This is a genomic window from Sunxiuqinia elliptica, assembly GCF_900113005.1.
Classification (GTDB): Bacteria; Bacteroidota; Bacteroidia; order Bacteroidales; family Prolixibacteraceae; genus Sunxiuqinia; species Sunxiuqinia elliptica.
The window spans coordinates 1,045,143-1,071,827 of the sequence record NZ_FONW01000001.1 but is presented as its reverse complement, the minus strand read 5'-3'; the positions used below and the strand labels follow the sequence as shown (position 1 = coordinate 1,071,827).

At 41.9% G+C, this 26,685-nt stretch carries 23 protein-coding genes and 1 tRNA gene; 15 read left to right on the top strand and 9 right to left on the bottom strand.

Going from position 1 to position 26,685, the window contains the following annotated elements; translation table 11 throughout:
- Nucleotides 1-149: 149 nt before the first annotated feature.
- Together BM156_RS04305 and BM156_RS04300 are read right to left on the bottom strand one after the other, a co-directional pair.
- Nucleotides 150-1,178 (bottom strand): DUF3667 domain-containing protein, encoded by a 1,029-nt coding sequence (locus BM156_RS04305; RefSeq protein WP_093918570.1) that lies wholly within the window; start codon nucleotides 1,176-1,178, stop codon nucleotides 150-152.
- Nucleotides 1,153-1,698: a CvpA family protein gene (locus BM156_RS04300; protein WP_170846857.1), complete on the bottom strand. Its 546-nt coding sequence runs from the start codon at nucleotides 1,696-1,698 to the stop codon at nucleotides 1,153-1,155. The genes BM156_RS04305 and BM156_RS04300 overlap by 26 nt, the downstream gene beginning before the upstream one ends.
- 183 nt (nucleotides 1,699-1,881) lie before the next feature.
- On the opposite strand from BM156_RS04300, the gene BM156_RS04295 reads away from it, so the two are divergent.
- On the top strand, nucleotides 1,882-3,399 hold the full coding sequence (locus BM156_RS04295; protein ID WP_093918568.1) for a GH3 auxin-responsive promoter family protein: 1,518 nt from the start codon (nucleotides 1,882-1,884) through the stop codon (nucleotides 3,397-3,399).
- Nucleotides 3,400-3,465: 66 nt separating this feature from the next.
- The gene (locus BM156_RS04290; protein WP_093918567.1) at nucleotides 3,466-4,080 is read left to right on the top strand and encodes a deoxynucleoside kinase; all 615 of its coding nucleotides are present in this window, start codon (nucleotides 3,466-3,468) and stop codon (nucleotides 4,078-4,080) included.
- Here BM156_RS04290 and BM156_RS04285 read toward each other — a convergent pair.
- Nucleotides 4,077-5,075, bottom strand: coding sequence for an adenosine kinase (locus tag BM156_RS04285; RefSeq protein WP_093918566.1), 999 nt, complete (start codon nucleotides 5,073-5,075; stop codon nucleotides 4,077-4,079). The genes BM156_RS04290 and BM156_RS04285 overlap by 4 nt on opposite strands.
- 458 nt (nucleotides 5,076-5,533) lie before the next feature.
- On the opposite strand from BM156_RS04285, the gene BM156_RS04280 reads away from it, so the two are divergent.
- The 7 genes from BM156_RS04280 to BM156_RS04250 all read left to right on the top strand — a co-directional run bounded on the left by BM156_RS04280 (nucleotide 5,534) and on the right by BM156_RS04250 (nucleotide 13,919).
- Entirely contained in the window at nucleotides 5,534-7,198 is a 1,665-nt protein-coding gene (locus BM156_RS04280) for a hypothetical protein (protein WP_093918565.1), read from the top strand.
- A 45-nt stretch (nucleotides 7,199-7,243) separates the two neighbouring features.
- Nucleotides 7,244-8,110, top strand: a complete 867-nt coding sequence (locus BM156_RS04275) for a 4Fe-4S dicluster domain-containing protein (RefSeq protein WP_093918564.1) — start codon at nucleotides 7,244-7,246, stop codon at nucleotides 8,108-8,110.
- Complete coding sequence (gene nrfD, locus BM156_RS04270; protein ID WP_093918563.1) at nucleotides 8,103-9,335, top strand: NrfD/PsrC family molybdoenzyme membrane anchor subunit; 1,233 nt, start codon at nucleotides 8,103-8,105, stop codon at nucleotides 9,333-9,335. Before BM156_RS04275 ends, nrfD begins: the two co-directional genes overlap by 8 nt.
- A 40-nt stretch (nucleotides 9,336-9,375) precedes the next feature.
- Entirely contained in the window at nucleotides 9,376-10,086 is a 711-nt protein-coding gene (locus tag BM156_RS04265; RefSeq protein ID WP_093918562.1) for a glycine cleavage system protein H, read from the top strand.
- A 374-nt stretch (nucleotides 10,087-10,460) separates the two neighbouring features.
- Nucleotides 10,461-11,957 carry an ATP-binding protein gene (locus tag BM156_RS04260; protein WP_170846856.1) on the top strand — a complete coding sequence of 499 codons (1,497 nt, stop codon included), beginning with the start codon at nucleotides 10,461-10,463 and terminating at the stop codon, nucleotides 11,955-11,957.
- Nucleotides 11,958-11,969: 12 nt separating this feature from the next.
- Nucleotides 11,970-13,310, top strand: coding sequence for a sigma-54-dependent transcriptional regulator (locus tag BM156_RS04255; RefSeq protein WP_093918560.1), 1,341 nt, complete (start codon nucleotides 11,970-11,972; stop codon nucleotides 13,308-13,310).
- A 78-nt stretch (nucleotides 13,311-13,388) separates the two neighbouring features.
- Nucleotides 13,389-13,919, top strand: coding sequence for an archaemetzincin family Zn-dependent metalloprotease (locus BM156_RS04250; RefSeq protein WP_093918559.1), 531 nt, complete (start codon nucleotides 13,389-13,391; stop codon nucleotides 13,917-13,919).
- 29 nt (nucleotides 13,920-13,948) lie between these two features.
- Here BM156_RS04250 and BM156_RS04245 read toward each other — a convergent pair whose 3' ends face one another.
- Both BM156_RS04245 and BM156_RS04240 read right to left on the bottom strand, forming a co-directional pair.
- On the bottom strand, nucleotides 13,949-14,689 hold the full coding sequence (locus tag BM156_RS04245; RefSeq protein ID WP_093918558.1) for a LytR/AlgR family response regulator transcription factor: 741 nt from the start codon (nucleotides 14,687-14,689) through the stop codon (nucleotides 13,949-13,951).
- Between the two features lie 6 nt (nucleotides 14,690-14,695).
- Nucleotides 14,696-15,748, bottom strand: a complete 1,053-nt coding sequence (locus BM156_RS04240) for a sensor histidine kinase (RefSeq protein ID WP_170846855.1) — start codon at nucleotides 15,746-15,748, stop codon at nucleotides 14,696-14,698.
- A gap of 375 nt (nucleotides 15,749-16,123) precedes the next feature.
- Between BM156_RS04240 and BM156_RS04235 the strand changes: the two genes are divergently transcribed.
- A complete protein-coding gene (locus tag BM156_RS04235) occupies nucleotides 16,124-16,711 on the top strand; it encodes a hypothetical protein (protein ID WP_093918556.1) in 588 nt (195 codons plus the stop codon).
- 102 nt (nucleotides 16,712-16,813) lie between these two features.
- Here the strand turns inward: BM156_RS04235 and BM156_RS04230 are convergent.
- Nucleotides 16,814-16,890 (bottom strand) — tRNA-Asn (locus BM156_RS04230).
- 190 nt (nucleotides 16,891-17,080) lie between these two features.
- Complete coding sequence (locus tag BM156_RS04225; RefSeq protein WP_093918555.1) at nucleotides 17,081-17,845, bottom strand: hypothetical protein; 765 nt, start codon at nucleotides 17,843-17,845, stop codon at nucleotides 17,081-17,083.
- Between the two features lie 264 nt (nucleotides 17,846-18,109).
- On the opposite strand from BM156_RS04225, the gene BM156_RS04220 reads away from it, so the two are divergent.
- The 5 genes from BM156_RS04220 (at nucleotide 18,110) to BM156_RS04200 (ending at nucleotide 24,453) form a co-directional block, all read left to right on the top strand.
- On the top strand, nucleotides 18,110-20,527 hold the full coding sequence (locus BM156_RS04220; protein WP_093918554.1) for an efflux RND transporter permease subunit: 2,418 nt from the start codon (nucleotides 18,110-18,112) through the stop codon (nucleotides 20,525-20,527).
- Nucleotides 20,524-21,516, top strand: a complete 993-nt coding sequence (locus BM156_RS04215; RefSeq protein WP_212733405.1) for a polyprenyl synthetase family protein — start codon at nucleotides 20,524-20,526, stop codon at nucleotides 21,514-21,516. Before BM156_RS04220 ends, BM156_RS04215 begins: the two co-directional genes overlap by 4 nt.
- 117 nt (nucleotides 21,517-21,633) lie before the next feature.
- Nucleotides 21,634-23,148 carry a F0F1 ATP synthase subunit beta gene (gene atpD, locus BM156_RS04210; RefSeq protein ID WP_093918553.1) on the top strand — a complete coding sequence of 505 codons (1,515 nt, stop codon included), beginning with the start codon at nucleotides 21,634-21,636 and terminating at the stop codon, nucleotides 23,146-23,148.
- Nucleotides 23,149-23,165: 17 nt separating this feature from the next.
- Complete coding sequence (gene atpC, locus BM156_RS04205; protein WP_093918552.1) at nucleotides 23,166-23,408, top strand: ATP synthase F1 subunit epsilon; 243 nt, start codon at nucleotides 23,166-23,168, stop codon at nucleotides 23,406-23,408.
- 61 nt (nucleotides 23,409-23,469) lie between these two features.
- A complete protein-coding gene (locus BM156_RS04200; protein ID WP_093918551.1) occupies nucleotides 23,470-24,453 on the top strand; it encodes a glycosyltransferase family 9 protein in 984 nt (327 codons plus the stop codon).
- Between the two features lie 7 nt (nucleotides 24,454-24,460).
- On the opposite strand, the gene BM156_RS04195 is transcribed toward BM156_RS04200, so the two are convergent.
- Together BM156_RS04195 and BM156_RS04190 are read right to left on the bottom strand one after the other, a co-directional pair.
- Nucleotides 24,461-25,627: a MalY/PatB family protein gene (locus tag BM156_RS04195; RefSeq protein ID WP_093918550.1), complete on the bottom strand. Its 1,167-nt coding sequence runs from the start codon at nucleotides 25,625-25,627 to the stop codon at nucleotides 24,461-24,463.
- 156 nt (nucleotides 25,628-25,783) lie between these two features.
- Nucleotides 25,784-26,473: a 2-phosphosulfolactate phosphatase gene (locus BM156_RS04190; RefSeq protein WP_093918549.1), complete on the bottom strand. Its 690-nt coding sequence runs from the start codon at nucleotides 26,471-26,473 to the stop codon at nucleotides 25,784-25,786.
- Between the last annotated feature and the right edge of the window lie 212 nt (nucleotides 26,474-26,685).

Genomic DNA, 26,685 nt, shown 5'->3' with positions numbered 1-26,685 from the left:
ATGTTTTGTCTTTCTAAAACCTGCCAGATTTCCGACGAATTTTAAAAGTGTCGGACAGCAAGTAAAATTGCGGCAAAGATACAAAAAATGAACCATTGCAAACTTCAACTTCTCGTTAATATTTTGAATTTAAAATAACTAGGCACCAGTTATAGCACGCCTAGGGCATTGATAAACACGGTCACAAATAAAAACAAAAGCAGCAGGTTATAAAATCCACCCAAAACAACAAACTTCACAAGTGTTTTGAAGTAGCCTTGCTGGTAAAATTTCTTCATGGCGATGTATATATAAACCGGCACCAATAGCAACAGCCATAACGAAAAGACACCAATCTTTCCGGGAAACAATAAATTAACGCCAACAACTAAACTCAATAAAAAGAAGATGAAGGAATGCAGATGAACAGAAAACACCAAATGCCGGATATAAAACACTTTCCGCCGGACATAAAAAAGCTTTAATAGCAAAGCAAAAACCGGCAAAAGCACAAAAAAGGCATAAGACAAATATTTCAGCATTCGTGCAATTAGCTGCTCTGGCGAACGCAGCGTATCAACAAACTGTACCATCCTTCGCCTGTCGCCCGGATCTTCTTCCGTTTTCGCATTTTCTTCAAGCTGATCGGCCAAAGAACGCATGGACCCGCGTACATTATCAGCAGTCAATAGTTCATCCAATTCCACCCCAGCAAACGAGGAAGAATCTTCCGTCGCAGTTGGAAGTTCCACCACAAGAGAATCACTTGCCATCGCAGCCAAAGAATCAGCAGCTGCAGCAACCTCCGGATCACTGTCCAAGGAGTATTCCAAAGCGGAATTCAGACTTCGGGTTGTCATGATTTGGAGCAGCAGGAACAAAACAAAACTCATAAAAATATACACTCTGAAAGGAGGTGCATACCGGGCCCGTCGTCCTTTAAAAAACTCCTTTGTTAAAAAGCCTGGCTTGAAGATCAAATCTCTATAAGTATGAAAAAAACGAGAATCAAAAGCCAAAAAATTTCCCAGAAAGTCATAAAACACAAATCCAAAAGGACGATCAAACTCCGAAGTCGACTGCCCACAGTTGGGGCAATAAAACCCTTGATACACTTGTCTACAGTTCAGACAAGTAGTTTGTTCCAGTTCTTCCAAACGTCTTTTATCCTTCCTAAACCATCTTTTTAGCTTTGCCATCTCTTTGCTTTTTGCGTTCAAATAAATCGTTATCAACTGCGTCGAATTTAAGGAAAGGCAATACTGTTGGAACCAAATTTCTCACGGGCTCATACATTTGAGACTCTTCCTTAACATCGGCAGGTAAAATCCCGACATTTTCATCCACCTCATCAAAAATTAGCAAAACGACACTCAGAATCAATGCCGATTTAATCAGCCCAAACAGAATACCTGCCAGCCGGTTAATAAAACCAAGCGCAGCCACCGTTACAATGCTTTCAACAGCTCTCCCAACCAAATGAACAAGGATGACAATAATGACAAACGTGATCAGAAAAGCCACCAAACCTAGATGTCCAGAGTGATAGTTAAATGTTTCCACTATAAAGTTGGCAGTCATATGCGAAAAATGAATGGCTCCCCAAACTCCGAGAATTAATGCCGCCAGTGAAGCCACCTCGGCTACAAATCCATTAAAAAAGCCACGAAAAGCAGCTATAATCAATAATATACCAAGAACTAAATCGATGTAATTCACCAAATTGATTTTTAGTTATGCAAATAATGCGCAATAAAAAGCGTTAAATAGCCAATTGGCAAGTAAAAATAGGAAAATATTTTTGCTAAGCTGGCAATAGGTAGTCTCAAACAAAAAAGATAAATTTGACTTGTTCAGGAGACAGTCTTCTGGACATTTTTATATTCGACTAAAAATTTTTAGATGACATTTATAAACTCCATTATCAACTGGATCAATTTTAAACGGATATACCAAATTGATCTTTTTAAAAAACACCCACACGACGCTCAGCTCGAAGTTTTCTTTGATCTGTTGCATGAAGCTCGTGACACTGAATTTGGAAAGGAGTACGACTTCAGAAATATTCGCTCCGAAAAAGAATTTAAGGAACGGGTCCCAATTCGTCAATACGAAGACTTTGCACCTTATGTAGAACGACTGCGCAAAGGCGAGAAAAACCTGCTTTGGCCGGGCGATATCAAGTGGTTTGCCAAATCATCCGGAACGACCAACGATAAAAGCAAGTTCATTCCTGTCAGCAAGCAATCGTTGGAGGATGTTCACTTTCGGGGAGCCAAGGATGTGTTTGCCCTTTACCTGAAAAACAACCCGGACTCGGGAGTGCTCTTCGGGAAAACCCTAACCTTGGGAGGAAGTCACCGGGTGAATAACTTCAGTAATAAATCGTATTATGGCGACTTATCAGCTATCCTAATTGAAAACACCCCTTTCTGGTCTGACTTTATTCGCATCCCTCCAACCGAGATTGCGCTGATTGAAGAGTTTGATGAGAAGGTCGAAAAAATCATTCAGGAATCACTTGACGAAAATGTAACCTCGCTTGCCGGAGTTCCTTCCTGGTACTTGGTTCTTTTAAAAAGAGTGCTGGAACACACGGGCAAAAGCAATATTTTGGAGGTATGGCCCAACCTGGAGGTTTTTATCCATGGAGGTATCAACTTTGATCCCTATCGCGAACAGTACCAAAGTATCATTCCTTCAGCATCCATGAACTACATGGAAACCTACAATGCCTCAGAAGGGTTCTTTGCCATTCAGGACGAGCCAGAACGAAACGACATGCTACTCATGCTGGACTATGGCGTTTACTACGAGTTCATTCCGATGGAGCATTTTCACGAAGACCACCCCAAAGCACTGAGTTTGGATGAAGTAGAACTTGGGAAAAACTATGCTTTGGTGATCAGTACCAATGGTGGGTTATGGCGCTATGTTATTGGCGACACCATTCAGTTTACCTCTAAAAGACCCTTCCGAATCAAAATAACCGGAAGAACAAAGCAGTTTATCAATGCGTTTGGTGAAGAAATCATTGTTGACAATGCCGAGCAAGCTTTAAACATTGCCACCGAAAGAACGGGAGCCAACATCAAAGAATACACTGCCGGACCGATTTTCATGGGGACTGATAAAAAAGGAGCTCATGAATGGATCATTGAATTTGAACGAGAACCAGAGGACAAAGAGTACTTCATGGAAGTGCTTGACGACGCTCTAAAAACGCTCAACTCTGATTATGAAGCCAAAAGACACAAGAACCTGACGCTTGAAAAGCCACACCTTTTGGTTGCAAAGCCTGATCTTTTTTATGAATGGATGAAACAACGCGGAAAAGTTGGAGGCCAAAACAAAATTCCTCGTTTAGCCAACAATCGAAAATACCTTGATGAGCTGATTGAGCTTCAAAAGACAATCTAATTTTGTAAATTGTAGCACCTAACAGGCAAGCAAAAGAATAACAATTAAAATAGAAAATACATAATCATGCATATAGCACTTGCCGGCAATATAGGCGCCGGAAAAACGACACTTACCAGGTTATTGGCAAAACACTACGGATGGAAACCGCACTACGAAGATGTGGACGAAAATCCTTACCTCAATGATTTTTATGAAGATATGCAGCGCTGGTCTTTTAACCTGCAAATCTATTTCTTAAATAGTCGGTTCAACCAAGTAATCGATATTAAGAAATCAGGAGAAACGGTGATTCAAGACCGCACTATTTTTGAGGACGCTGAAATTTTTGCTCCCAACCTGCACGCAATGGGCCTGATGTCAACTCGTGACTTTAACAACTACACCACGTTATTTCAGTTGATGAGCAAGTTGATAAAAGCTCCCGACCTCCTGATCTATTTACGTGCAAGTGTTCCTACGCTTGTAAACCAAATCCAGCAGCGTGGCCGCGACTACGAAAACTCCATTCGTCTGGACTATCTCAAGCAGTTGAATGAGCGTTACGAAGCCTGGATCAACCGTTACAAAGAGGGAAAATTGCTGATTATTAACGTTGACAAAATTGACATTACAAACAGTCCGGAAGACTTAAGTACTGTAATTGATAAAATTGATGCTCAGATTCACGGTTTATTTTAACCGTGAATTTTTTCGATCTGTTGTTGAATACCTTTCAATGCCGATTCTGGAATTTTCGCTCCCAACACCTGAATCACTTCACTGGCCATCGTCGAGGCTAAGGTTCCGCAAGATTGGAGATCAAACCCATTGGCCAAACCATACAAAAAGCCAGCAGCATAAACATCACCGGCTCCCGTGGTATCCAAACTCTTAACCTGCGGAGTTTTCACCCGGATAAATTCATCACCTGCCAAGATCATGGAGCCTTCCTTTCCCACTTTTACAACGGCAATTTCGCACTGTTCACCCAATTTTCTCAAGGCCTCTTCCGGCTCTAATCCAGTATAGGACTTAGCTTCCTCTTCATTTGCAAAAACAATATCGACATACTCGTCCAACAAGTGCCCCAAAAATTCAAGATTAGCCTCAACCACATTAAAACTAGCCATATCCAAAGCAATTTTTAAGCCCTGCTTTTTCGCTAGTTTCAGCACACCTTCAATCAATTCGTGATTGAAAACCAGGTACCCTTCGATATGTAAATAGTCATAGGCAGCAAAAACATCCTCCGACAACTCAGCCACGCTCAATTCACTGGCTGCTCCCAAATAAGTTCCAAAAGTACGTTCCGAATCAGGCGAAATTAAGGTAGCCGCCTTGCCTGTCGGAATCTGGCTGTAAAACAGGTGCGGTTGAATCTGAGCATTTTCAAATTCATTTTTAAAGAACTGGCCCATCTCATCTTTCGATATTTTTCCAATAAAGCCAGTTTTTCCACCCACTTGAGCAATTGCGCGAATTGTATTGGCTGCAGAACCTCCTGTCTCAATCGTGCGATCCAATCCCTTCGTCGAATCCAGAATTTTTTGCGACAAATCGGCATCAACTAAAGTCATACTCCCTTTGGGAAGCTGAAAATTGTCCAACAACTGGTCATCAGTCAACTGAACCAAAACATCAACCAGGGCACTTCCAATCCCTACAACTGTCTTTTGTGTGGTAGAATTTTTCATAGGCAGCAAAAATAATAAAAAAGCTTCTTTTAGAGCTTCCTAAAAACATCGAATAAAAATCAATCTTCAGTTTCTCCGTAGAAAAATTAGACAGCTATCAACACCAAAACCAGACTTTTTTTTGCTTTTGCTGATTTAATTCCGAAGTAGTTCTCTGAGCTTTTGACTAAAAAGTGTTGTTTTTTTCATCAGTGCTTACTTCTTCAACACCGCCACATAAAACACTAACAGACCGTCAATTAAAGTCATACTCAATTTTAAGTGTTTATTTTTTCAACACCCACAACAATTGTAATCACCAAAATACAAAACCACAAAACACTAATAATCAAACAAGTACAGGGTCGATAGTTCTTTGGCATCCTATTTGGCAAGCACCTAACAGACTCAAATTACGCTCTAATTATCAACACATTAAGATTAATCAGATTTAAAAACCGTACTTAATATCAAATCGTATGAAAACCTTTCTAACATTTTTTTTAACGCTACCTTTCTTTCTGCTTAGCCTGACTAGCTTCAGCATCGCTGAAAATGATCAGCCAGCAGAAAAGACAGGTTTAGAACTATTCTGCTCTCCGGAACTCATAGATCTGACAACCAACTGGGCAGCCAGCTATGAAAGTCAATATCCAAACAAAAAAGTCACCATCAGCAAAATGACTTCTGAAATGGCATTGGCTGAGGGACAACTCTACCTAACAACTCAAGCTCAATTAAGCTCTGATGCATTGAACTGGCAGATGGTCATTGGTCATGATGTTATTGTGCCAATTACCAGCTCGAACAATCCCCTGCTTCAGGAAATCCAACAACAAGGAATTCATGCAAAAAGTCTGGCCCTTTTAGCTGCTTCTGAGCTCCCTAACTGGGAGCAAGTTTTAGGCAGCACAGCTAACGCACCCTTCACAATGTATCTCACAGACAATGAGGAACTTTTAACCAAAATTGCAAACTACACCAACTTGGATAAAGATGCCATTTTGGCGACAAAACTCTCATCCCCCAAGGAGCTCATTCAAACAGTACAAGAAAACATCTACTCAATTGGTTTCTGCAAACTTGTTGACCTCATCAACACCGACAGCAAAACATTCAATGAGCAAATTAGCATTTTGCCAATTGACAAAAACAGAAACGGACGCCTGGATCAGTTTGAGGATATTTACCAAAATCCAGAAGCCCTGAGCCGTGGCGTCTGGCTAGGCAAATACCCCCGCGAACTTAGTGGAAAAGTTTATGCAGTGGCTAGCTCCCAACCAAGCCAGCAAAACGCTTTAGAGTTCTTAAACTGGCTCAATGGTAGCGGGCAAGAATTATTGGCAGCATCAGGCTACAGCCCCCTCTCCAGCCGAGCTAAAACAGGCAATACTCAAATTTTAACTCCTCTCAGCGAGCCTATTAATCTGTCGGGCTCCACAAGTGGTCTTCCCCTAGGATGGCTACTTCCAGGAACCTTTGTGATTATTATTCTTGCTATTTATCGTTTTTCTCGTTCCAAACGCAAAAAGCTGCCAACCATTGACAGCGAAGATCTCGGCATGACTCCTGCAATGAACGAGAGCTCAATTGAGTCTCCTGCGGGCTTGTTTTACGACAAAAGTCACACTTGGGCGTTTATGGAACGCGACGGCTTCGTTAAAGTTGGGATCGATGATTTTTTGCAGCACCTAACCGGACCATTAACGCAAGTAAAACTTAAAAAGGCCGGGACGAAAGTCCACAAAGGCGAGAAAATTCTAACCATCATCCGCGAAGGCAAGCAACTGGAAATTTACACACCTGTTTCCGGCATAATAAAAGCTCAAAACCAATCATTGCTTGACTCTCCAACGCAATTGAACACAAGTCCCTATGCCGATGGCTGGGTGTACCAAATTGAACCTCTTAACTGGGACCGAGAAGTTCGCTTGTTATTTCGCTCCAGCACTTATAGAGAATGGCTTGAAGATGAATTCACTCGGCTAAAAGACTTTCTGGCTCATGCAGCAAACGCCAATAGCATGGTTTTCGACCACTTGATCCTCCAAGATGGCGGAGAAATTACCGACCAAATACTGGGTGATCTCGCTCCTGAAATTTGGGATGATTTTCAAACCAAGTTCATCGACTCCGCTCGGTAAACGTTATTTCGAAGCACGCATAATCACCAACCTAAAAATTGAGTTATGACAATTGATCGTCGAAAATTCTTCAAAAGTATTGCAATAACAAGCATGAGCATCATCGGTGTCAGAGCTTCGGGAGCCCCAAAAGCAGAGACAGACGAGCATGATTCCGAATTTTACGGCATTCTGTATGATTCAAGTATCTGCATCGGATGCCAAGCCTGCGAAAAAGCCTGCGCCAAAGCACACGGGCTTCCCGAACCAACAGACAAGCCCGAAAAAGGAATACTGCGAAAAACCAGCGAAAACCAACGTTGTGTGATCAACAGTTATGAAACCTCTCAAGGCGAAGTCTACGTACGCAACCAATGCATGCACTGTGACGAACCTGCTTGTGCTGCGGCTTGCCTCACTCAAGCAATGTATAAAACCAAAGAAGGGCCTGTTATTTGGCGAGAAAATAAATGTATGGGATGTCGCTATTGCATGATCTCTTGCCCTTTTGATGTTCCTAAATTTGAATATGGAAGCACCAATCCAAAAATTCAGAAATGCGACATGTGCTATGACCGGATCATCGAGGGTAAAAAGCCAGTTTGCGTTGAAACCTGCGGCGATGCGCTTTTCTTTGGAACCCGTCAGGAGCTACTAACTGAAGCCCGTCGCCGAATTACAGAAATCCCTGAACTGTATCTCGATTCGATTTATGGAAAAGAAGTTGCCGGCGGCACCGGCTACCTCTATCTTGCTCCGGTAACACCAGATGAATTAGGTTTCGACAAACGCATCCAAGATTCATCGTACCCCGCTTTAACCAAAAGCTTTCTATACAGTGTACCTTCTGTCTTTATACTAGTACCTACGCTGCTTCTAGGAATCCACGAAGCTACAAAATCTAAAAAAACGAAAGACGAAAATTATGACTAGCCCAATACTTCCCATTTCGAAAGCAACCAGGAATCAATCGAGCTGGCAATTTTTAATGAGTGAACTAAAACCCCGCGGGAAATGGTTAACACCATTCAACTTGATTTCCATTCCCATCATTCTGGCGGGAGTAGTCCTCATTATCATTCGTTTTACACAAGGGCTCGAATCCGTGTCCAACGTCAACCAAGAAATCCCTTGGGGGCTCTGGAAAGGCTTCAATGTTGTCACCGGTGTCGCATTTGCTGGCGGGGCTTATGTCCTCACCTTCATTGTTTATATTTTGAAGGTCGATAAATTTCATTCCATTGTCCGGGTAACCGTGCTAAACGGATTTCTGGCCTACCTATTTTATGCCGGAGCACTGGTACTCGACTTAGGTAAACCGTGGAACATTTTTAATCCGATTATTGGGAACAGCTTTGGAGCCAGCTCGGTCTTATTTCTGGTCGCTTGGCATTTCCTGCTCTACATTGTTGCTCAATTAATTGAATTCTCGCCAGCGATTGCCGAATGGCTAGGCTCACGCCGTGCCCACAAGTTACTCTCTGGCCTGACACTGGGAGCAGTTATTTTCGGAATAACACTTTCAACTTTGCATCAATCTGGCTTGGGAGCACTATTTCTCATGGCCAGCCAAAAGATTCATCCTTTGTGGTCCAATGAGTTTATTCCAATTCTATTTTTAGTATCCAGCGTTTTTGCAGGATTGTCCATGGTCATTTTTGAAGGATCAATTAGCCAGCGCGTATTCTTCCAAAAAATCAGCCCTAAAAACCACGAAGCCCGCAACAACCTAGTACAAAGCCTCTCGAAAATCTGTGCCTTTTCCATGTTTGCCTACCTAGCCATGCAATTTCTGGTTTTCATTCACGGCCAGCATTGGAACCTACTCAATACGCCAATGGGCTACTGGTTCCTTCTTGAAATGCTTGGCTTTGTATTACTCCCAATGGCTCTCTTTTTCTACGCATCCCGAACATCAAATATCTTGCTAAGCCGAATCGCTGCGATCATTACCATTCTTGGTATTATTCTAAATCGCTTGAATGTGTCAATCATCGCTTTCCGCTGGGATGCTGCCACACACTACATTCCTTCGTGGATGGAAGTGGTTGTTAGTGTAAGTATCATTCTCATCCAGATTTGGATTTTTCGCTGGGTTATCAGTCGTATGCCTGTCCTTAGTGAATCTCCCCGCTGGGCTCAGCACACGAAACCCTAAATTATTGAAAAGCCGAAATTAACAAGCAAAACACATCATTATGGACGGATTTACATACACCAATATCTTTGCAACGAAGGGAATCGAATACCTTGCCATTATTGGCTTCTTTCTTCTACTGATTCCTTTCTGGAGTCTATTGACAAGAAAGTCAAAATCGCCCGAACAAGGGCAACTATCCAGCAGGTTGATTACCTCCAAAGCTTTACGCATTCCTCACGGGATCTTTTTCAGCAAGTTTCACAGCTGGACTTTTCTTGAACGGAATGGACTTGCTAAAGTTGGGCTTGACGATTTACTGCTCCACCTAACTGGAGAAGTAAATATCACACATCTAAAACAACCAGGCCAAAAGGTCAAAAAAGGTGAATTGTTAACCCAGATCAATCATCATGGAAAAAGTCTGCACATCTTCTCTCCAATCTCTGGCGTAATCCAGCAAGCCAATGAGTTGCTAACCGAAGAGCCTGAACTGATGCGCGAAGATCCCTATCGCCAAGGCTGGATCTACCAAATCAAACCCACTGCATGGAAAGCCGATACCAACACGCATTTTTTAGCCGAAGATGCAAGCAAATGGGCTGCCCAGGAACTGATTCGTTTTAAAGATTTCCTTTCTATCTCAGTAAATCAACACCTGCCTGATCCGAGCCAGGTTGTTTTACAAGACGGAGGAGAACTGGTAGAACATCCGATGGCAGAATTACCTCCCGAAGTTTGGCAAGACTTTCAGGAGCAATTTCTGACTTGACAATAAACATGATACGCTTAAGCCTTAGTGCTTCATAAAAGAAATGGATCTGAGGCAATGTGCCTGCATGTTGTCTCAGCCATTTCTGATAATAGAGAAGTCTGGATTTCACTATTTTATGTTATAAAACAAAACCCAGAATTTAATCTGATCTCAATTTTAAACTAACTTCGTTCTACTAACAATCATTAACCTGCTCTATGCCCTGGTTAAAAAAAATAGAACAAAAGCAACGCGTTGGCAGCCCCCTAGTTAATGGTTATGTCAAATTTAGATCTTCCATTTATGGACGAGTAATCTTTATCATTGCAATTTCCTCTTTTTTCCTCTTCGTCTCTTTCGGCATCATATTCCGGTCGGTAAATGAAACCTACATGAAGTCCGTGATCAGCGAAAACGGAAACAACATCAGTTTTTTGGTAGAAGGAGCCCTCTATGACGCCATGCTTAAAAACGACCAGGCATCACTCCAACGAACCTTGGACCTGATAAACAACATGTCGGGGATCGACAATGTGAGTATGTACGATGCCAACAACAACTTGGCCTACACTTCCATTTCAGCCAAATCAGCCAACCATAGCGATCCCGATTGTATTAGCTGCCATGTCGATTTCTCCCAAATGTTTTCGGCAGAAGAAAAATCATACCGAATCATTGAAGCCAAGAGTGAGTGTATCATGAATCCAGACAACGATAGTGTCCGGAACTTAATGATTAAATCACCCATCCTCAATGCTCCATCCTGCCACACAGCAGCGTGTCACGCACATAGTGCCGATCAAAAGATCCTCGGCTCGCTTATCATCAAGATGCCACTTGAAAAACTAGATAGCGCCCTACAAGAATCGACCACCGACTTTTTCCTCATGGCCACCTTGATGACAATTCTGTTCATCCTGTTTCTCATTCTCTTCACTAACAAAAAAATTAAAAACCCGCTAAACGAGATTATTCGTGCGGCAGAAAAGGTAGCCAAAGGCGACAAAAACACTCGTCTTAGAATCAAGCCTAATTCGCTCTCGGATATGCGCATGGTTTCCTACGCGTTCAACGAGATGCTAGACAACCTGCACACTGCCAATACCGAGCTCCAGAATTGGTCGCAACAACTGGAATACAAAGTCCAAAAGAAATCGGAAGAGTTGGGACAAGCGCAGAACGAATTAATTAATATTGAACGTATTGCTTCCTTAGGCAAGCTCTCCTTATCAGTTGCACACGAAATTAACAACCCATTATCCGGGATATTAATCTATACCAAACTCATCTACAAACAGCTAAGCAATCCCGCGCTCGATCAGACCAAGGTAAACAACATGCTAAAACACCTGAAACTGATTGAAAGCGAAACCAAGCGTTGTGGCGATATCGTAAAAGGCTTACTCGACTTCTCCAAAAAAGACCAGGAAGGATTTGAAGCCAAACATCTCCATAAAATATTAAGCGATACAGCAACACTGATGAGTCACCCCATGAAGATTGCCAACATTCACTTTTTAACCGATTTGTCTGCTAAGCATGATCAAATATTTTGTAGTCCCAATCAAATAAAACAAGCCTGCATGGCTATTTTAGTCAATGCCTCAGAAGCCGTCGGAGAAAATGGAGAAATCACACTTCGTACACATAATCCAAACTCCGACCATATCCAAATTGAAATCATAGACAACGGCATTGGAATTGCTGAAGCAGATCTACCTTATGTGTTTGAACCTTTCTTTTCGACAAAAGAAAAAGCGAGCGGCACAGGTCTTGGCTTATCTATTGTTCATGGCATTATCCAAAGTCATAAGGGAAAAACGGAAGCCAAATCGCAACCAGGAAAAGGAACAACCATTGCAATCACCCTACCATTATTAAAGACTTAATTCAGCCAAATCATGACACAAAAAATTTCCATACTTGTTGTTGACGATGAAAATTCCGTACGGGACTCTCTCTACAATTGGTTTATTGAAGATGGCTATCGGGTAGGCTGTGCTGAAGATGCCAAAGTTGCTTTAAATCGGTTAGAGGCTGAAAGTTTTGATATCATTCTGGCCGACATCAAAATGCCAGGCATGGATGGACTGGAGATGTTAAAGCGTATCAAAGCCATTCAGCAAGATGCCATCGTCATTATGATGACTGCTTTTGCAACCGTTGAAACAGCCGTTCAAGCCCTTAAAGACGGTGCGTTTGACTACGTGACCAAACCTTTCGATCCTGACGACTTATCACACCTCATCCGAAATGCATCGAAACAAATTGCCCTCATGGGGGAAAATGAAATTTTGAAAGAGAAGGTGGTTTCTCTGGAAAATGTGGAAGATCTGATTGGTGAAAGTGAGGCGATGAATCAAGTGTTCCGTGAAATTGAGAGTGTAGCACAATCCAACGCGTCAGTAATTATCACCGGCGAAAGTGGTACAGGAAAAGAATTGGTGGCTCGGGCCATTCATGCAAACTCACCTCGCAGATACTTCCCATTGGTGAGTGTTCATTGCGGTGCCTTATCCGAGAGCTTACTTGAAAGTGAACTATTTGGGCACGAAAAAGGCGCTTTTACTGGCGCGGTCTACAATCGGAAAGGACGTTTTGAAATGGCCAATAACGGCACCATCTTTTTGGATGAGATTGCAACCATTTCACCGAAAATGCAAATCGAGTTGCTACGAGTGCTCGAGAGTAAAAGCTTTGTGCGCGTTGGAGGAAATAAGGAAATAAAATCTGACTTTCGGGTGATTTGTGCCACCAACCGGGACCTAAAAACCATGGTCGATAACGGCGTCTTCCGTGAGGATCTCTACTATCGGCTCAATGTAGTAAACATCAAAGTTCCTCCTCTACGTGAGCGCATTGACGATATTCCACTACTCGTCAACTATTTCATTAAAAAATACTGTAGCACCATGAACCGTGCACTAATGGCTATTGAGCCAGCTGCACTAAAACGATTGGAAGAATTCCCTTTCCCCGGCAACATCCGCGAATTGGAAAATATGATTGAACGAGCCATTGTTATTGGCAACGGCAAGAAAATTACCTTAAAAGACCTTCCTATCGACCGCCCCGAAGCAAACCCTTCATTTGAAAGTTTAAACGACCTCGAAAAACATCATATTCTTCAGATCCTTAACAAATACAATTGGAACATCTCCGCCTCTGCCAAAGCGTTGAAAGTGGATCGAGTAACTCTGTATAACAAGATTAAAAAATATCAACTCAAGCAAAGTAAGTAATTGCCAATTGGCTCAAATAAGGTCATCATTTTTGATTTCGGACCAAAACAACTGATTGATATTTAAATCGACCGCTACATGAAGCCGGAAACCATTACATTAATTTCCTTTGGTTATTTCGAGAAACGATTTCTTGATGAAATTAAGTATGACGTCGAGCGGGAGTTTCAAATTCCCGTTATTCTCCGAGAAGGCTACCTTGATTTAAGTCTTTATTTTGATCCTTCAAGGCGACAATACAATGGGAATAGCCTGCTTCAAGATATCAACCTTCAATTTGCTTCAGATCAAGCCAAAACACTCGCTGTTTTCAATGTTGACCTCTACATTCCTATTCTAACCTTCATTTTTGGTCAAGCTTTTTTAAACGGCCGCTGCGGCATTGCCTCTGCCTACCGCCTACGCAATGAACGTTATGGGATTGCGCCCAACGAGTCGATTTTTATTGACCGTCTGCGAAAAGAAGTTATTCATGAGCTGGGACATGCATTTGGACTCATCCACTGCCCAAATCCTACCTGCGTTATGCGCTCAAGCACCTATGTTGAAGATATTGATCAGAAGAATTGGTCGTTCTGCCCAAAATGTAAAAAACAACTAAATGGATAACGTACTTGGGTTCATATATTACCAAACAACTATTTATTCAAAAAGCCCTTATAGTCGAGTACTTCTAAAACATTGGACCGGTAGCTACTTCCGATAGAAAACTCCTTTTTACCAATAAAAATACTGACAGGGCTAAAGCTGGTGATCTCCTTTATGGCAACAATAAACGATCGGTGTATACGGACAAAGTCGGCTTCAGACAATAATTTTTGAACTGATGAGATTGTGCATCGACAGGTAACTGTCCGATCATCGGTATAAATGGTCAGGTTGTCCCCCATACTTTCAACATAAATCACATCGCTCACCGGAATTTTATGAATCATATTTTTCTCCCGCATGTAAAGAAACTCTTCGCTATTATTCCTGCGATGAATGGATACGGCATCATCATCACCATTGCTATTGTTGTAAACGAAAAAGAACTTCTCCACCGCCTGCATAAACCTTAGGAAGGAAATCGGCTTTAACAGATAATCCACCACATTCAACTCATAGCCTTCAATTGCATACTCGCGATAAGCTGTTGTAAAAATCACCTGCGGTGGGTGCTTTAATGATTTCACCAACTCCGTCCCCTTCATCTCAGGCATGTTAATATCCAAAAACATCAGATCAACCCGATTTTTATTCAAAAAGTCGAATGCCTCAACTGCATCACTAGCTGTACCTGCAATTTCAATTGAATCTAACTTGCTAATATGCGCTTTCAGCACCTCAATCGCCAAAGGCTCATCGTCAACAATTAAACATCTTACTTTTTTCTCCATAACCAATTATTTCGCCCAGAAGATTTTCAGTTCAACCCGAAATGCCGCCTCTTCCTTTTTAATCAGTAATTCGTGTCGATCCGGATAGATCAGCTCAAGTCGCCGCCTTACGTTCTTTAGCCCAATCCCTTCACTTCCCTCGCCAGACTCTTCCCCCATGGCTGGCAAGGAATTAACCACTTTCAAGTGCAGAAAATCAGCCTCAACCAGCAACGAAACATCGATCCAAACCTTCGTCCTGTTTTTACTTGCACCGTGCTTAAAACAGTTCTCAATAAAAGGCAATAAAATTAGCGGTGCAATCTGATGAGTATCTACCTCTCCATTCACTTGGTAACGAAAGTCCAAACGCTCGTTATACCTCATTTTCTCGAGCTCAACATATCCTTCAAGCACCTCAAGCTCTTTTACCAACGGAACAAACTCGTCGTTACTTTTATAAATCATGTAATCCATTAAGTCAGCCAACTTCAATACAATATCAGGTGTTTTATCTGACTTAATCAGGGTCAAGGCATATAAGTTATTAAGCGTATTAAACAGAAAATGTGGATGGATTTGCGATTTCAGGAAACTGAGCTCTGCCTTTACTTTTTCTTCAGCCAGCTTTTTATTCTCGATTTCATCCAAATACCATTTCTTAAACAAGACAATTGTTGCTGCCACAATGGGTAAAACGTAATCCGATGCTGACTTGATCAGAATTTTGGTAGGATTGAAAAGCGGCTGTTTCGAAAAATCATAAAAATCAGGATACGGATTCGCATAATACATTGAGGCATAAATCAAAAAGCCATAGAGGAAGATATGAATCGCCACAAGAATACTAAAAACTACAAATTTTCGCTTCTCAATGGCAAAAGGAAGAATCAGGTAAATCAAAGAGTACGTACCAATCATCCTTGCCGGCAAGACAATGAGATTCATATAAAACTCTTCACAATACCGCTCTTGGTAACCGGCATATATCAACCAATAACTGACAAACACCACAAGCCAAAAAAGGATGTGCCATAACAAACGATACCTAAAAAAAATGGGAAGTCGATTTTCCGGCATAATCTTATTTATTTTTCTCAAACTTAGGAGAAGCGCTCTAAACATGCAAATTAGAGTGATGAATAGTGACTATAGAGAGACGAATAGCTAGTTGATATCTATTTTGCCATTCACCCACCATTTTTACACCAAACGTCTTGCTCAGAATCGTCTTTATCGCAGAAACTTGGATCTAAATTTCACCTGCAATAAGTTTACTCCTGAACTTAACTGCCTATAAAACTATCCGCCGAAAGATTACGACACCAGGGCCGGAAGTCCCTTTAAAACTTTCATTTTTTTTCAAGTTTTACAACTAGCCATCTCCTGTTGAGGAGATGGCTTTGAAAAAATCGTCTACGAAAAAGCTTTCTATTAACAATTAATACAATAATCATGAAAACAAAAAAAGGACTTTTTACAATTCTCGCCGCTTTAGCTGTTACGCTTACAATGGCGGGCGAAAAACCCAAAATTAGCGTACGACCACTCGATGCAGATCGACTACTCATGACCATCGTAACACCCAAAGCTTCTGAAATGGAGGTTACCATTGACGACAAATCGGGCGACATTGTGTATTATGGCTACTGGGACAGCCCGGAACAAACATTCAAGAAGATCTTTGACATGAAAAATCTGGCAAATGGAAAATATGCAATGAAGCTGGAAGTCGATGGTTTAACCTCCGAACAAGAACTCACTGTTTCTCACAACAAGTTATCGGTAAGCAACACCAAAGAGTTTGTTCCTGCCTGTTTCCAATCAGACAATCAGCAGTTGACCTTAACCTACGAAAACCTGGAAAACAAAAAATGCGATTTGGAAATCTATGGAAAAAATGGTCTTGTGCATCAAACAAGCTTCAGACCCGCAGGCCAGATCTATGCACATTACGACATCTCCAAGCTGGAAGAAGGGAATTATACGGTTTACCTGAATTCGGCCAATGAAAACTTTGAATTCGCTTTTGAAAAGGAATAAGAAAAATCCTCTTTCGATAAGAGTTTAATTCACGCGAATCAGAAAACAGAAGAACTACCAAAGGGAGTAAAATAAAAAAGCCGATCCATTTCTGAATCGGCTTGGCTCCCCAGGTAGGACTTGAACCTACGACCTACGGATTAACAGTCCGCCGCTCTAACCAACTGAGCTACTAGGGAATTTTTTCTTGTTAGAACAAGTGCTTTGTGTTTCAAAAGCGATGCAAAAATAACAGCTTTTCTGAAAAGAAAAAACAAAAATCGAAAAAAAGTGCACTTTTTTGACAAGAAAAATTGTTTGTCGCGAAATACCCAAAGCTGCGCCAGCACTACCTTTTCATCCAACTACGCTGATTTCCAACCAAATCATTTAAAAATGTCGAACAAGGGCCGAACGCCACCAGGGATAATACTTTCCTTCCAATTCTTTTTCTGATGGAAATGGATAAAACAGGTAGTTTTTCTGATCCCCTACATAAAAGCCCGTTTTAATGGTCCGATATGAAATATCATCCCGTAAAAAACGCAACACCGTCTTTGTTTGCCGCCCCGGCGAGCTTTTCAATTTTTTGATACAATCCCGCAAATGATCAGGATGCGGATAAGGTAAATCGCTCAATGGCGCATCCGGATTATTCACCAGTTCATTCAGTTTTAAATCGACCATAAACATTCGCGGAGCCGAAACCGGGTTCCCCAAATCAGTCAAATGCCGAATAAAATCGATTGGCGAAAGCTTGCTGGCAACTCGGGTAGTCACCGGAATCAATTGCTGATACAAATGGATATCGGAAGTCGTTTGAGGGACATAATCATGAGCTTCAATCTCCAGAACCTTCCCATCATCAGTCACTAAATAAAGGCTGCGCAGAGCATTTAATGGAATATGCTCGAAACATCGGTAGATGGATAGATACACGGAACGTTTGGGTTCTCCATTATCATAGGGTTTCATTTTCATCTCAATGTAATCCTGATGAAGTTTGGTTCTCTCCGGATTAAATTCAAAGAAAACTACCTGCCCGTGAATACGCTTCTGTGTCCCGACTGACATATAATTTCCAAACTCCCGTGGTTCAAGGTGAGATACAATAATCGATTCAGGAGTTGCAACAAGGTAAAAGTACTTTTTCATGGCTTCTTATATTTTGATTTTTGGTTTTCGAAACTCCTAATTTCAATTCAAACAATCACTTCCATCGCTCCCCACAACCTCCACTTACAGCCCCATGCGATTAACAGTAGTTCCTTTTTGCAGAACCGCTAAAAACAAGGGTTTCATACACTTGCTGCTCCAATCTTTCTTTATCATTAATGAAGGGAAGCTGCACCAATGCTTTCTTTCGTAATCCCATTTTATTAACTATTTTCGCCATAATTTTTTATACGAATTTTGATTATGTGGGTTTGGCTCTCCGGGATTATACTTAGGAACAGACGATTACTGCTTTCCATTCTGGGCTTGGTTACCATTTTCATGGCGTACCATGGTTCACGAGTAGAAATGTCATACGAGGCAGCACAATTGCTACCGAAAAAAGATAGTGCTTATGTCGATTATCAAAAGTTCAGGCAGCTGTTCGGAGAAGAGGGAAACCTCATCGTGGTTGGCGTAGAAGATCCTGATTTTTTCAAGATTGGCCATTTCGAGGCTTGGCACAAACTTGTAAACAACCTGGATAAAGTTGACGGCGTAGAAAACCTGCTTTCGGTTTCAAACTCATACAACCTCAGGAAAAACACAGACAAAAGAAAATTCGAAATTCAGAATATTTTCCCGGAGGAAGTTCAAAGCCAACAACAGCTGGATAGTCTAGCGAATGTTTTTCACAGCTTGCCCTTTTACAAAGGACTACTCTATAACTCGGAAACAGACATGTATTTGCTTGCCATTACGGTAAACAAAGACAAAATGAAGTCGAAGCAACGGGAAAAAATGGTTCTTGCCATTAAAGAAACCTGCGAAAACTTCTCTGAAGAAACCGGGCTTGAACTCCACTACTCGGGACTTCCCTACATTCGGGTTATCAACTCCATTAAAATTAAAAAGGAGATCTACCTTTTTAGTGCTTTGGCCCTTTTGCTGTGCATTGTCACCTTGTTCTTATTTTTCCGTTCATTCAAGGCGGTATTCTATCCGGTTCTAATTGTTTCTACCGGTGTTATTTGGGCACTAGGAACCATGGCCTTGTTTGGCTTTAAAATTACCCTGCTCACCGGAATGATTCCGTCACTGCTGATTGTCATCGGAATTCCGAACAGCATTTACATGCTCAACAAGTACCATCATGAGTTTCGCAACCACGGAAATAACATCAAGGCGCTACAACGGGTTATCATTAAAATTGGAAATGCCACTTTCTTAACCAACCTGACAACAGCCTCTGGTTTTGCAACCTTTGTCATTACGAACAGCGAAATTTTAAGACAGTTTGGTGTTGTTGCTGCACTCAACATTCTGACTCTTTTTGTCTTGTCTCTACTGTTGATTCCAATTTTATTTAGCTTTGCCAAGCCACCAGAAAAGCGGCATATCAAGCACTTGGAGAATCAACTATTCAACAAGATCATCCTTTCTCTCGAAAATATATCTCAAAATTATCGGCGCATTGTTTACATCGCAGCTACTGCTGTTTTATTGGCCGGAATCTATGGAATTACCTTAATGAAAAGCTCCGGCTACATGGTAGACGACATTCCGGAAAGCGACATCATCTATAAAGATTTAAAATACTTTGAGAAACAGGTTGATGGGCTCATGCCGCTGGAGATCATTATTGATACAGAACGCCCCAACGGCGTAATGAACCTGAGTGTATTCAGACGCATGGAAAAACTGGAAGAAAGACTCTCCCACTACGATGAGCTCTCATCATCCATGTCCCTGCTTAACATCCTGAAGTTCTCAAAACAAGCATTCTATAATGGTAAAGAACGCTATTACAGTTTGCCGAACAATCAAGAGAAGAACTTCATTTTGTCCTATGCCACCAAGAGTGAGGAAGATGAAGCAGCTGGCGTAAGTGCCCTCCATTCATTCTTGGATAGTTCCAAGCAGGTTACCCGCATCAGTGTTCGGATGCACGATGTTGGCACCAAACGTATGGAAGAGCTTTACAATGATTTTAAAATGGAGGTTGACTCAATATTCCCTGCAGACAAATTTAATGTAACCGTTACCGGATCAAGTGTCACCTTCTTTAAAGGAACTCAATACCTGGTGAAAAACCTGTTCAGCAGCCTGACTTTAGCCATTCTTCTCATTTCAGCCTTCATGGCTGTCATGTTCTATTCGTGGCGCATGGTCATCATGTCTCTGGTTCCCAACATCATTCCGTTGATTTTCACTGCAGCAATCATGGGATTCTCCGGAATTCCGATCAAGGCGTCCACCATTCTGGTTTTCAGTATTGCCTTTGGAATATCGGTTGACAACACCATTCACTTTTTAGCCAAATACCGTCAAGAACTATCAGCGACTGGATGGAACATCCGGGAGTCGGTGAAATTAGCCCTCCGAGAAACCGGAGTCAGTATGATTTACACCTTCGTAGTGCTGTTCTTTGGCTTTGGTGTGTACAGTGTTTCTCAATTTGGCGGAACCGCTGCTTTAGGAGTTTTGGTTTCACTTACCCTATTAACAGCAATTACATCTAACTTGATTTTATTACCATCCCTACTTGTTGGGCTTGAAAAATATACGACAACCAAGTCTTTCCACGAACCGCTTCTTCAAATCTATGACGAAGAAGAAGATATTGAGTTGGATGAACTTGAGATCGAAAAATCAACCAATTCTAAAGACGAAAAAGCATGAAGCCAATGCACTCCATCCAAGAACTGCAACAATTGGTGATCGACAAGCTGGCCGAAGAAGCCAGCGCGATTGCGATTACCGAGCCGGTGAATTTGTACGAACCGATTACCTACACCTTAAACATGGGTGGGAAACGACTACGACCGGCCATGCTCTTGATGGCTTGTGATCTATTTAGCGGCGATATTAAAAACATGCTGAACGCAGCCGTTGCGGTTGAAGTTTTTCACAACTTCACCTTGCTGCATGACGACATTATGGACCATGCGGACATTCGCCGAAACCAACCCGCCGTTCATAAAAAATACAATGAGAATGTTGCCATTCTTTCTGGCGATGCCATGTCAATCATGGCCTATCAGTACCTATTAAAAATCAACCACCCGGCAATCCAAGAGGTCACTCAGCTTTTCTCAAAAACAGCCATGGAAGTATGCGAAGGCCAGCAATACGATATGGATTTTGAACACCGTCAAGATGTGAGCATTGACGAGTACCTCAAAATGATCCGCCTGAAAACGGCCGTGCTTATTGCCGGCAGCTTAAAAATGGGGGCTTTACTTGGAGGGACAGACTCAGACAATGCTGATCGACTCTACCGTTTTGGCATCAACATGGGCTTAGCCTTCCAACTGCAAGATGACCTGCTCGATGTTTTTGCTGACCAAGAAAAGTTTGGCAAGAAAATCGGTGGAGATATTGTCGCCAACAAAAAAACATTCTTATTACTAAAAGCACTCGAGATAGCTTCTCCTAAACAAAAGCAAGCGCTTCAATACTGGATTGAAAAAGACGATTTTGATCCGAAAGAAAAAATCGATGCCGTACGTACCATCTACACAGATCTGAATCTGAAAGAAATCAGTGAGCAATTGGCAGAAACGTACTACCAAAAAGCACTGAATGAAATACAGGCAATTGAAGTAGCAAGTGAAAGAAAAGAGCCTCTGATTTTATTGGCAAAAACGATCCTAAAACGTGAACATTAACAAGCCTGAAACGTTTGCTATTCTTGGTTATTACAACCTTGAATATTAAAGTTCTAAAATTTGTTCAATTAAGCTGGTTTTTGTAAATTCCGGCTCCACAGATGTAAACTTTTTATCATGAGTCAAAATACTGGGAAAGTCATACAGGTTATTGGACCTGTAGTTGATATTAGTTTCGACCAGGAAGGTAGCGAGCTTCCAAAAATTTATGATGCCCTGGAAATTGTTCGCAATGACAATTCCAAATTAGTTGTTGAGTGCCAACAACATATTGGAGAAAACTCTGTTCGTGCCATCTCAATGGATTCAACAGACGGGATTAAGCGAGGAATGGAGGTTATTGCAACAGGCTTGCCAATCACAATGCCTAAAGGAGAAATCGCTCTTGGCCGTTTGCTTAACGTAACGGGCGATGCTGTAGATGGAATGGAAAATCTTCCCAAACAAGGGCTGAACATTCACAACGAACCACCCAAGTATGAAGATCTGACCACCGAAACTGAAGTTCTTTTTACTGGGATTAAAGTCATCGACCTGATTGAGCCTTATGCTAAAGGAGGTAAGATTGGCTTATTTGGAGGTGCTGGTGTAGGAAAAACCGTTTTGATCCAAGAGCTGATCAACAACATCGCCTTGGCGCACAGCGGACTTTCAGTATTTGCCGGGGTTGGAGAGCGCACCCGTGAAGGAAACGACTTGCTTCGCGAGATGATTGAAGCAAAAATTGTTGACTACGGTGACGAATTCCGCAAATCGATGGAAGAAGGCAACTGGGACTTGTCAAAAGTAGATCCGGAAGCCCTCAAAAAATCGAAGCTGGCCTTGGTATTTGGACAAATGAACGAACCCCCTGGTGCACGTGCTCGTGTTGCTCTCTCAGGACTAACCATTGCTGAAAGCTTGAGAGATGGAGATGAGTCTAGCAGTGCTGGAGGACGCGATATCCTATTCTTCGTTGATAATATTTTCCGTTTCACTCAGGCCGGATCTGAAGTTTCTGCGCTTTTAGGGCGTATGCCTTCTGCGGTAGGTTACCAGCCAACGTTGGCAACTGAAATGGGAGTGATGCAAGAACGTATTACATCAACCAAAAATGGATCAATTACCTCCGTACAGGCAGTGTATGTACCTGCTGATGACTTGACCGACCCAGCACCGGCAACCACTTTTGCCCACTTGGATGCGACCACGGTATTGAGCCGGAAAATTTCAGAGCTTGGAATTTACCCCGCTGTTGATCCGCTGGACTCTTCGTCACGGATCCTTACAGCCGATATTGTTGGCCAGGAACATTACAATTGTGCCCAACGTGTTAAAGAAATTCTGCAACGATACAAAGAACTTCAGGACATTATTGCGATCCTTGGAATGGATGAACTGTCAGAAGACGACAAGCTTGTTGTGCATCGTGCACGCCGAGTGCAACGTTTCCTTTCTCAACCATTCTTTGTTGCTGAACAATTTACTGGACTGAAAGGGAAATTGGTATCCATCGAAGACACCATCAAAGGATTCAATATGATTATGAATGGCGAGGTGGATCAATATCCGGAATCTGCCTTCAACCTTGTTGGAACCATTGAAGAAGCGATTGCAAAAGGTGAGAAAATGCTAGCAGAAGCAGAGGCCTAATATAAATCAATGTGACCATGTTTATTGAGATCATAACTCCTTCAAAGAAAATATACACCGGTGAGATTTCCTTGGTAAAACTACCGGGAGCCAAAGGATCATTTGAGATTCTTGAAAATCACGCCCCCATCATTTCAACCCTTGAGAAAGGCACAATAAAAGTGGTGGACAAAGACAAACAAATTCATTTCTTTGATGTGGATGGCGGTGTTGTTGAAACCAAAAGCAACAAGATTATTGTATTGGCTGAATCAGCTTAAAATGAACCTATAATATAACAATACCCTGAATAGAAATCATTCAGGGTATTTACTTTTACACTTGACTCCTAAACTACTTATCATACGGCTCAGCTCAATCGGGGACATTGTCTTAACAAGCCCGATTATTCGGTGTTTAAAACAACAAACCGAAAACGCTGAAGTACACTTTTTAACGAAGGAAAAGCACAAAGATCTCGTTCGTGCAAATCCTTACATCGACAAACTCCACCTGTACAATTCCAACCTGAATGAAATCGTTCAGCAGCTGCAGCAGGAAAAGTTTGACTACATCATTGATCTACATCACAACATCAGGAGTCAATATGTCAAGCAACACCTGCGCAAACCGGCTTACACCCTGAGAAAACTCAACATTAAAAAATGGCTATTAATCAAGCTAAAAATCAACATATTACCAAACATCCACATTGTAGATCGAATGTTTGATGCAATTGCCCCTCTTGGCATTAAAAACGACAAAAAGGGACTTGATCATTTTATTCCAGAAGAAGATGAATTTGATTTAAAACAATTACCGAAAGATTTCCATAAAGGTTATGTTGCAATAGCCATTGCAGGGACTTATTTTACCAAACGTTTACCCGCTGATAAGCATTTGGAAACAATCAGCCAGGCTGAAGTCCCCTACATTATATTGGGAGGAAAGAATGAACGACCAATGGCTGAGCTTATTGAACAACAAACGAAAGGCAAGGTCCTCAACCTATGTGGAAAACTAAGCATCAACCAATCGGCCTCGATCGTCAAGCAAGCACGTCTGGTTATCGCCAACGACACCGGCTTGATGCACATTGCCGCTGCCTTCAAAAAGAAAATTCTATCGATCTGGGGCAGCACAACCCCCGAGTTGGGAATGACTCCCTATTTGGCTCACCCGGCTTCACAACAACAACGTGTTCCCGGCTTAAAATGCCAGCCTTGTTCAAAAATTGGACGTCATCAATGTCCAAAAAGCCATTTCCGCTGCATGCAAGAGCAAAACACAACAGAAATGGCTCAATGGATTTTATCAAATTACTAGAATAGTCTTAAGCAAATGCAGCTTTTATGCGCTCTAAGGCTTGCAACAAAGTAGACCGCTGACAACCAATATTGATTCGCATATAACCGCTTCCCTGCTTTCCAAATTGAACACCTCGGTTTAACCCAACACCTGCCTTCAACAAACGCTCATTCAACTCCTCATCAGACAATCCTAAAGCATTGAAATCTAACCACACCAAGTAGGTTGCTTCTGGCTCCATCGGAACAACTTGAGGAAGATTTCCTTTTAAGTAAGTTCTTACCAGCTGCATATTTTCTTGCAGGTAAACCAACATCTGTTCCAACCAAGCTTCACCTTCACGATAAGCCGTCTCCAAAGCTACTGAGCCAAAAATGTTCCCCATATGCAAATGCGGAACCTTCAACTCTCGCTCGTAGCGCGCAAGCAATCGCTTGTTCGGAATCACGACAAAAGAAGTGGTCAAGCCGGCAATATTAAAAGTCTTACTTCCAGCCATGCAAACAACACAAGACTGAGCAACCTCTTCTGAAATCGTTGGCAAAGGAATATGCTTATGCCCTTCAAAAACCAAGTCTGAGTGAATTTCATCCGAGATGATCAGAACCTTGTTTTCAAGACAGATCGCAGTCAAAGCTTCCAACTCTTCCCGAGTCCAAACCATTCCTCCAGGATTTTGAGGATTACACAGTAAGAGCAATTTTGTCTCGGACGTAATCTTTTGTTTCAAATCTTCCAAATCAAAAGTATAGCGCCCATTTTCAAGTTTTAGCGGATTCTCAACCATCTTCCGGCCTGTTCCTTTCACCGAATCAAAAAACGGGAAATAAACCGGAGGCTGCACAATCACTTCGTCTCCTGGCTTTGAAAAAGCCTCAATCGCCAAAGTCAATCCGGCAACAACTCCAGGACTGAATGACAACCATTCCTTTTCCACTTTCCAAGCATGGCGCTTCTCCAGCCAATTGGTAATTGACTCCGCATAAGAATCATCTCGGAAGGTGTAGCCTAAAACTTCATGCTCCAAGCGCTCCTTTAGCGCATTAATAATAAAATCGGGCGTTTTGAAATCCATATCGGCCACCCAAAGAGGCAGCACATCCTCGGTTCCAAAAAACATCTGACGCCCATCATATTTTATACAATTGGTATTTGTACGATCAACCAATTCATCAAAATTGTACTTTTTCATCTGTCTATATTTTCTATTTTCAATGGCAACTCATGCCTGCCTGAACTACTCCATCAAACAGGGAACGCGTATAATTAAATCTTTCAGAAGGAACTTGCTATCTCACTCTTGTTGTATTTATTGCTCCTTCCAATCACAACAGCTTCTGCTCTTATTCTAAACCACAGCTTTTTGCAGATAAAACAAATCGCCCTCTTGTTTCACCTGCAAAACAAAATCAAAACGATCCAAATCCAGGCAAAGATCGAAATCGGCCTGTGGCGCCCAGGCCTGTTTCTCCGGAGCAAAAAAACGAGCTCCCGCTCCTGCCCGAAGCCTTTCAACCATCTGAGGAAAATCTACCGACTCACCTTCCAAACAGGCTTTGATGTATTCCGCCAAAAAAGTATCCTCATCTGTGGGGTGCTGGCATGCATAACCCATGCAAACCAACGACAACTTCTGAGGCTGTTGCTGACGGATGTAGCGAATAATGGCTCCTGCATTGACAAAACTCCCAGTAATTAGTTCATCAGCCTTGGTGGCATTTACAATGCCCTGCGTTCCGCTACTGGTCGTATGCACCATTACTTTCCCATCCAAACGGTCCCTCCGAATTTGCGAAGGCGAATTACCGTAGTCAAAACCTTCCGGCTTCTGCTCGTGACGTTCCCCCACCAGAATATAATCTGGATGTTTCTCTTTTAAACCATAAGCTAAATCAATTTGCCCAACCGGATAAATCTTACTTACCCCTTGATCAAAAGCATAACAGGCAACTGAAAAAGCCCTAAACACATCAATAATAACAGTCAGCCCCTCTGCTTTCCGGGCTCCGTCCAGTAACTGCAATATTTTAATTTCCATTTCTAACAGCTCATTTTAATACCGGTTCAAAAAAAACGCTTCTAAACAAGCACGCCTATTCAGAGCATCCTAACTCGCTTGCCCCACCAAGCTAGCTCAAAACAGTAAACTCGCACCCACTATTTTAATCAGAAGAGCGCCTTCAACTTACGGTATTCTGTTTCTAATTCGAGTTTATTTTTCTTTAAATAATTAAGAGCGTATTTAAAAGA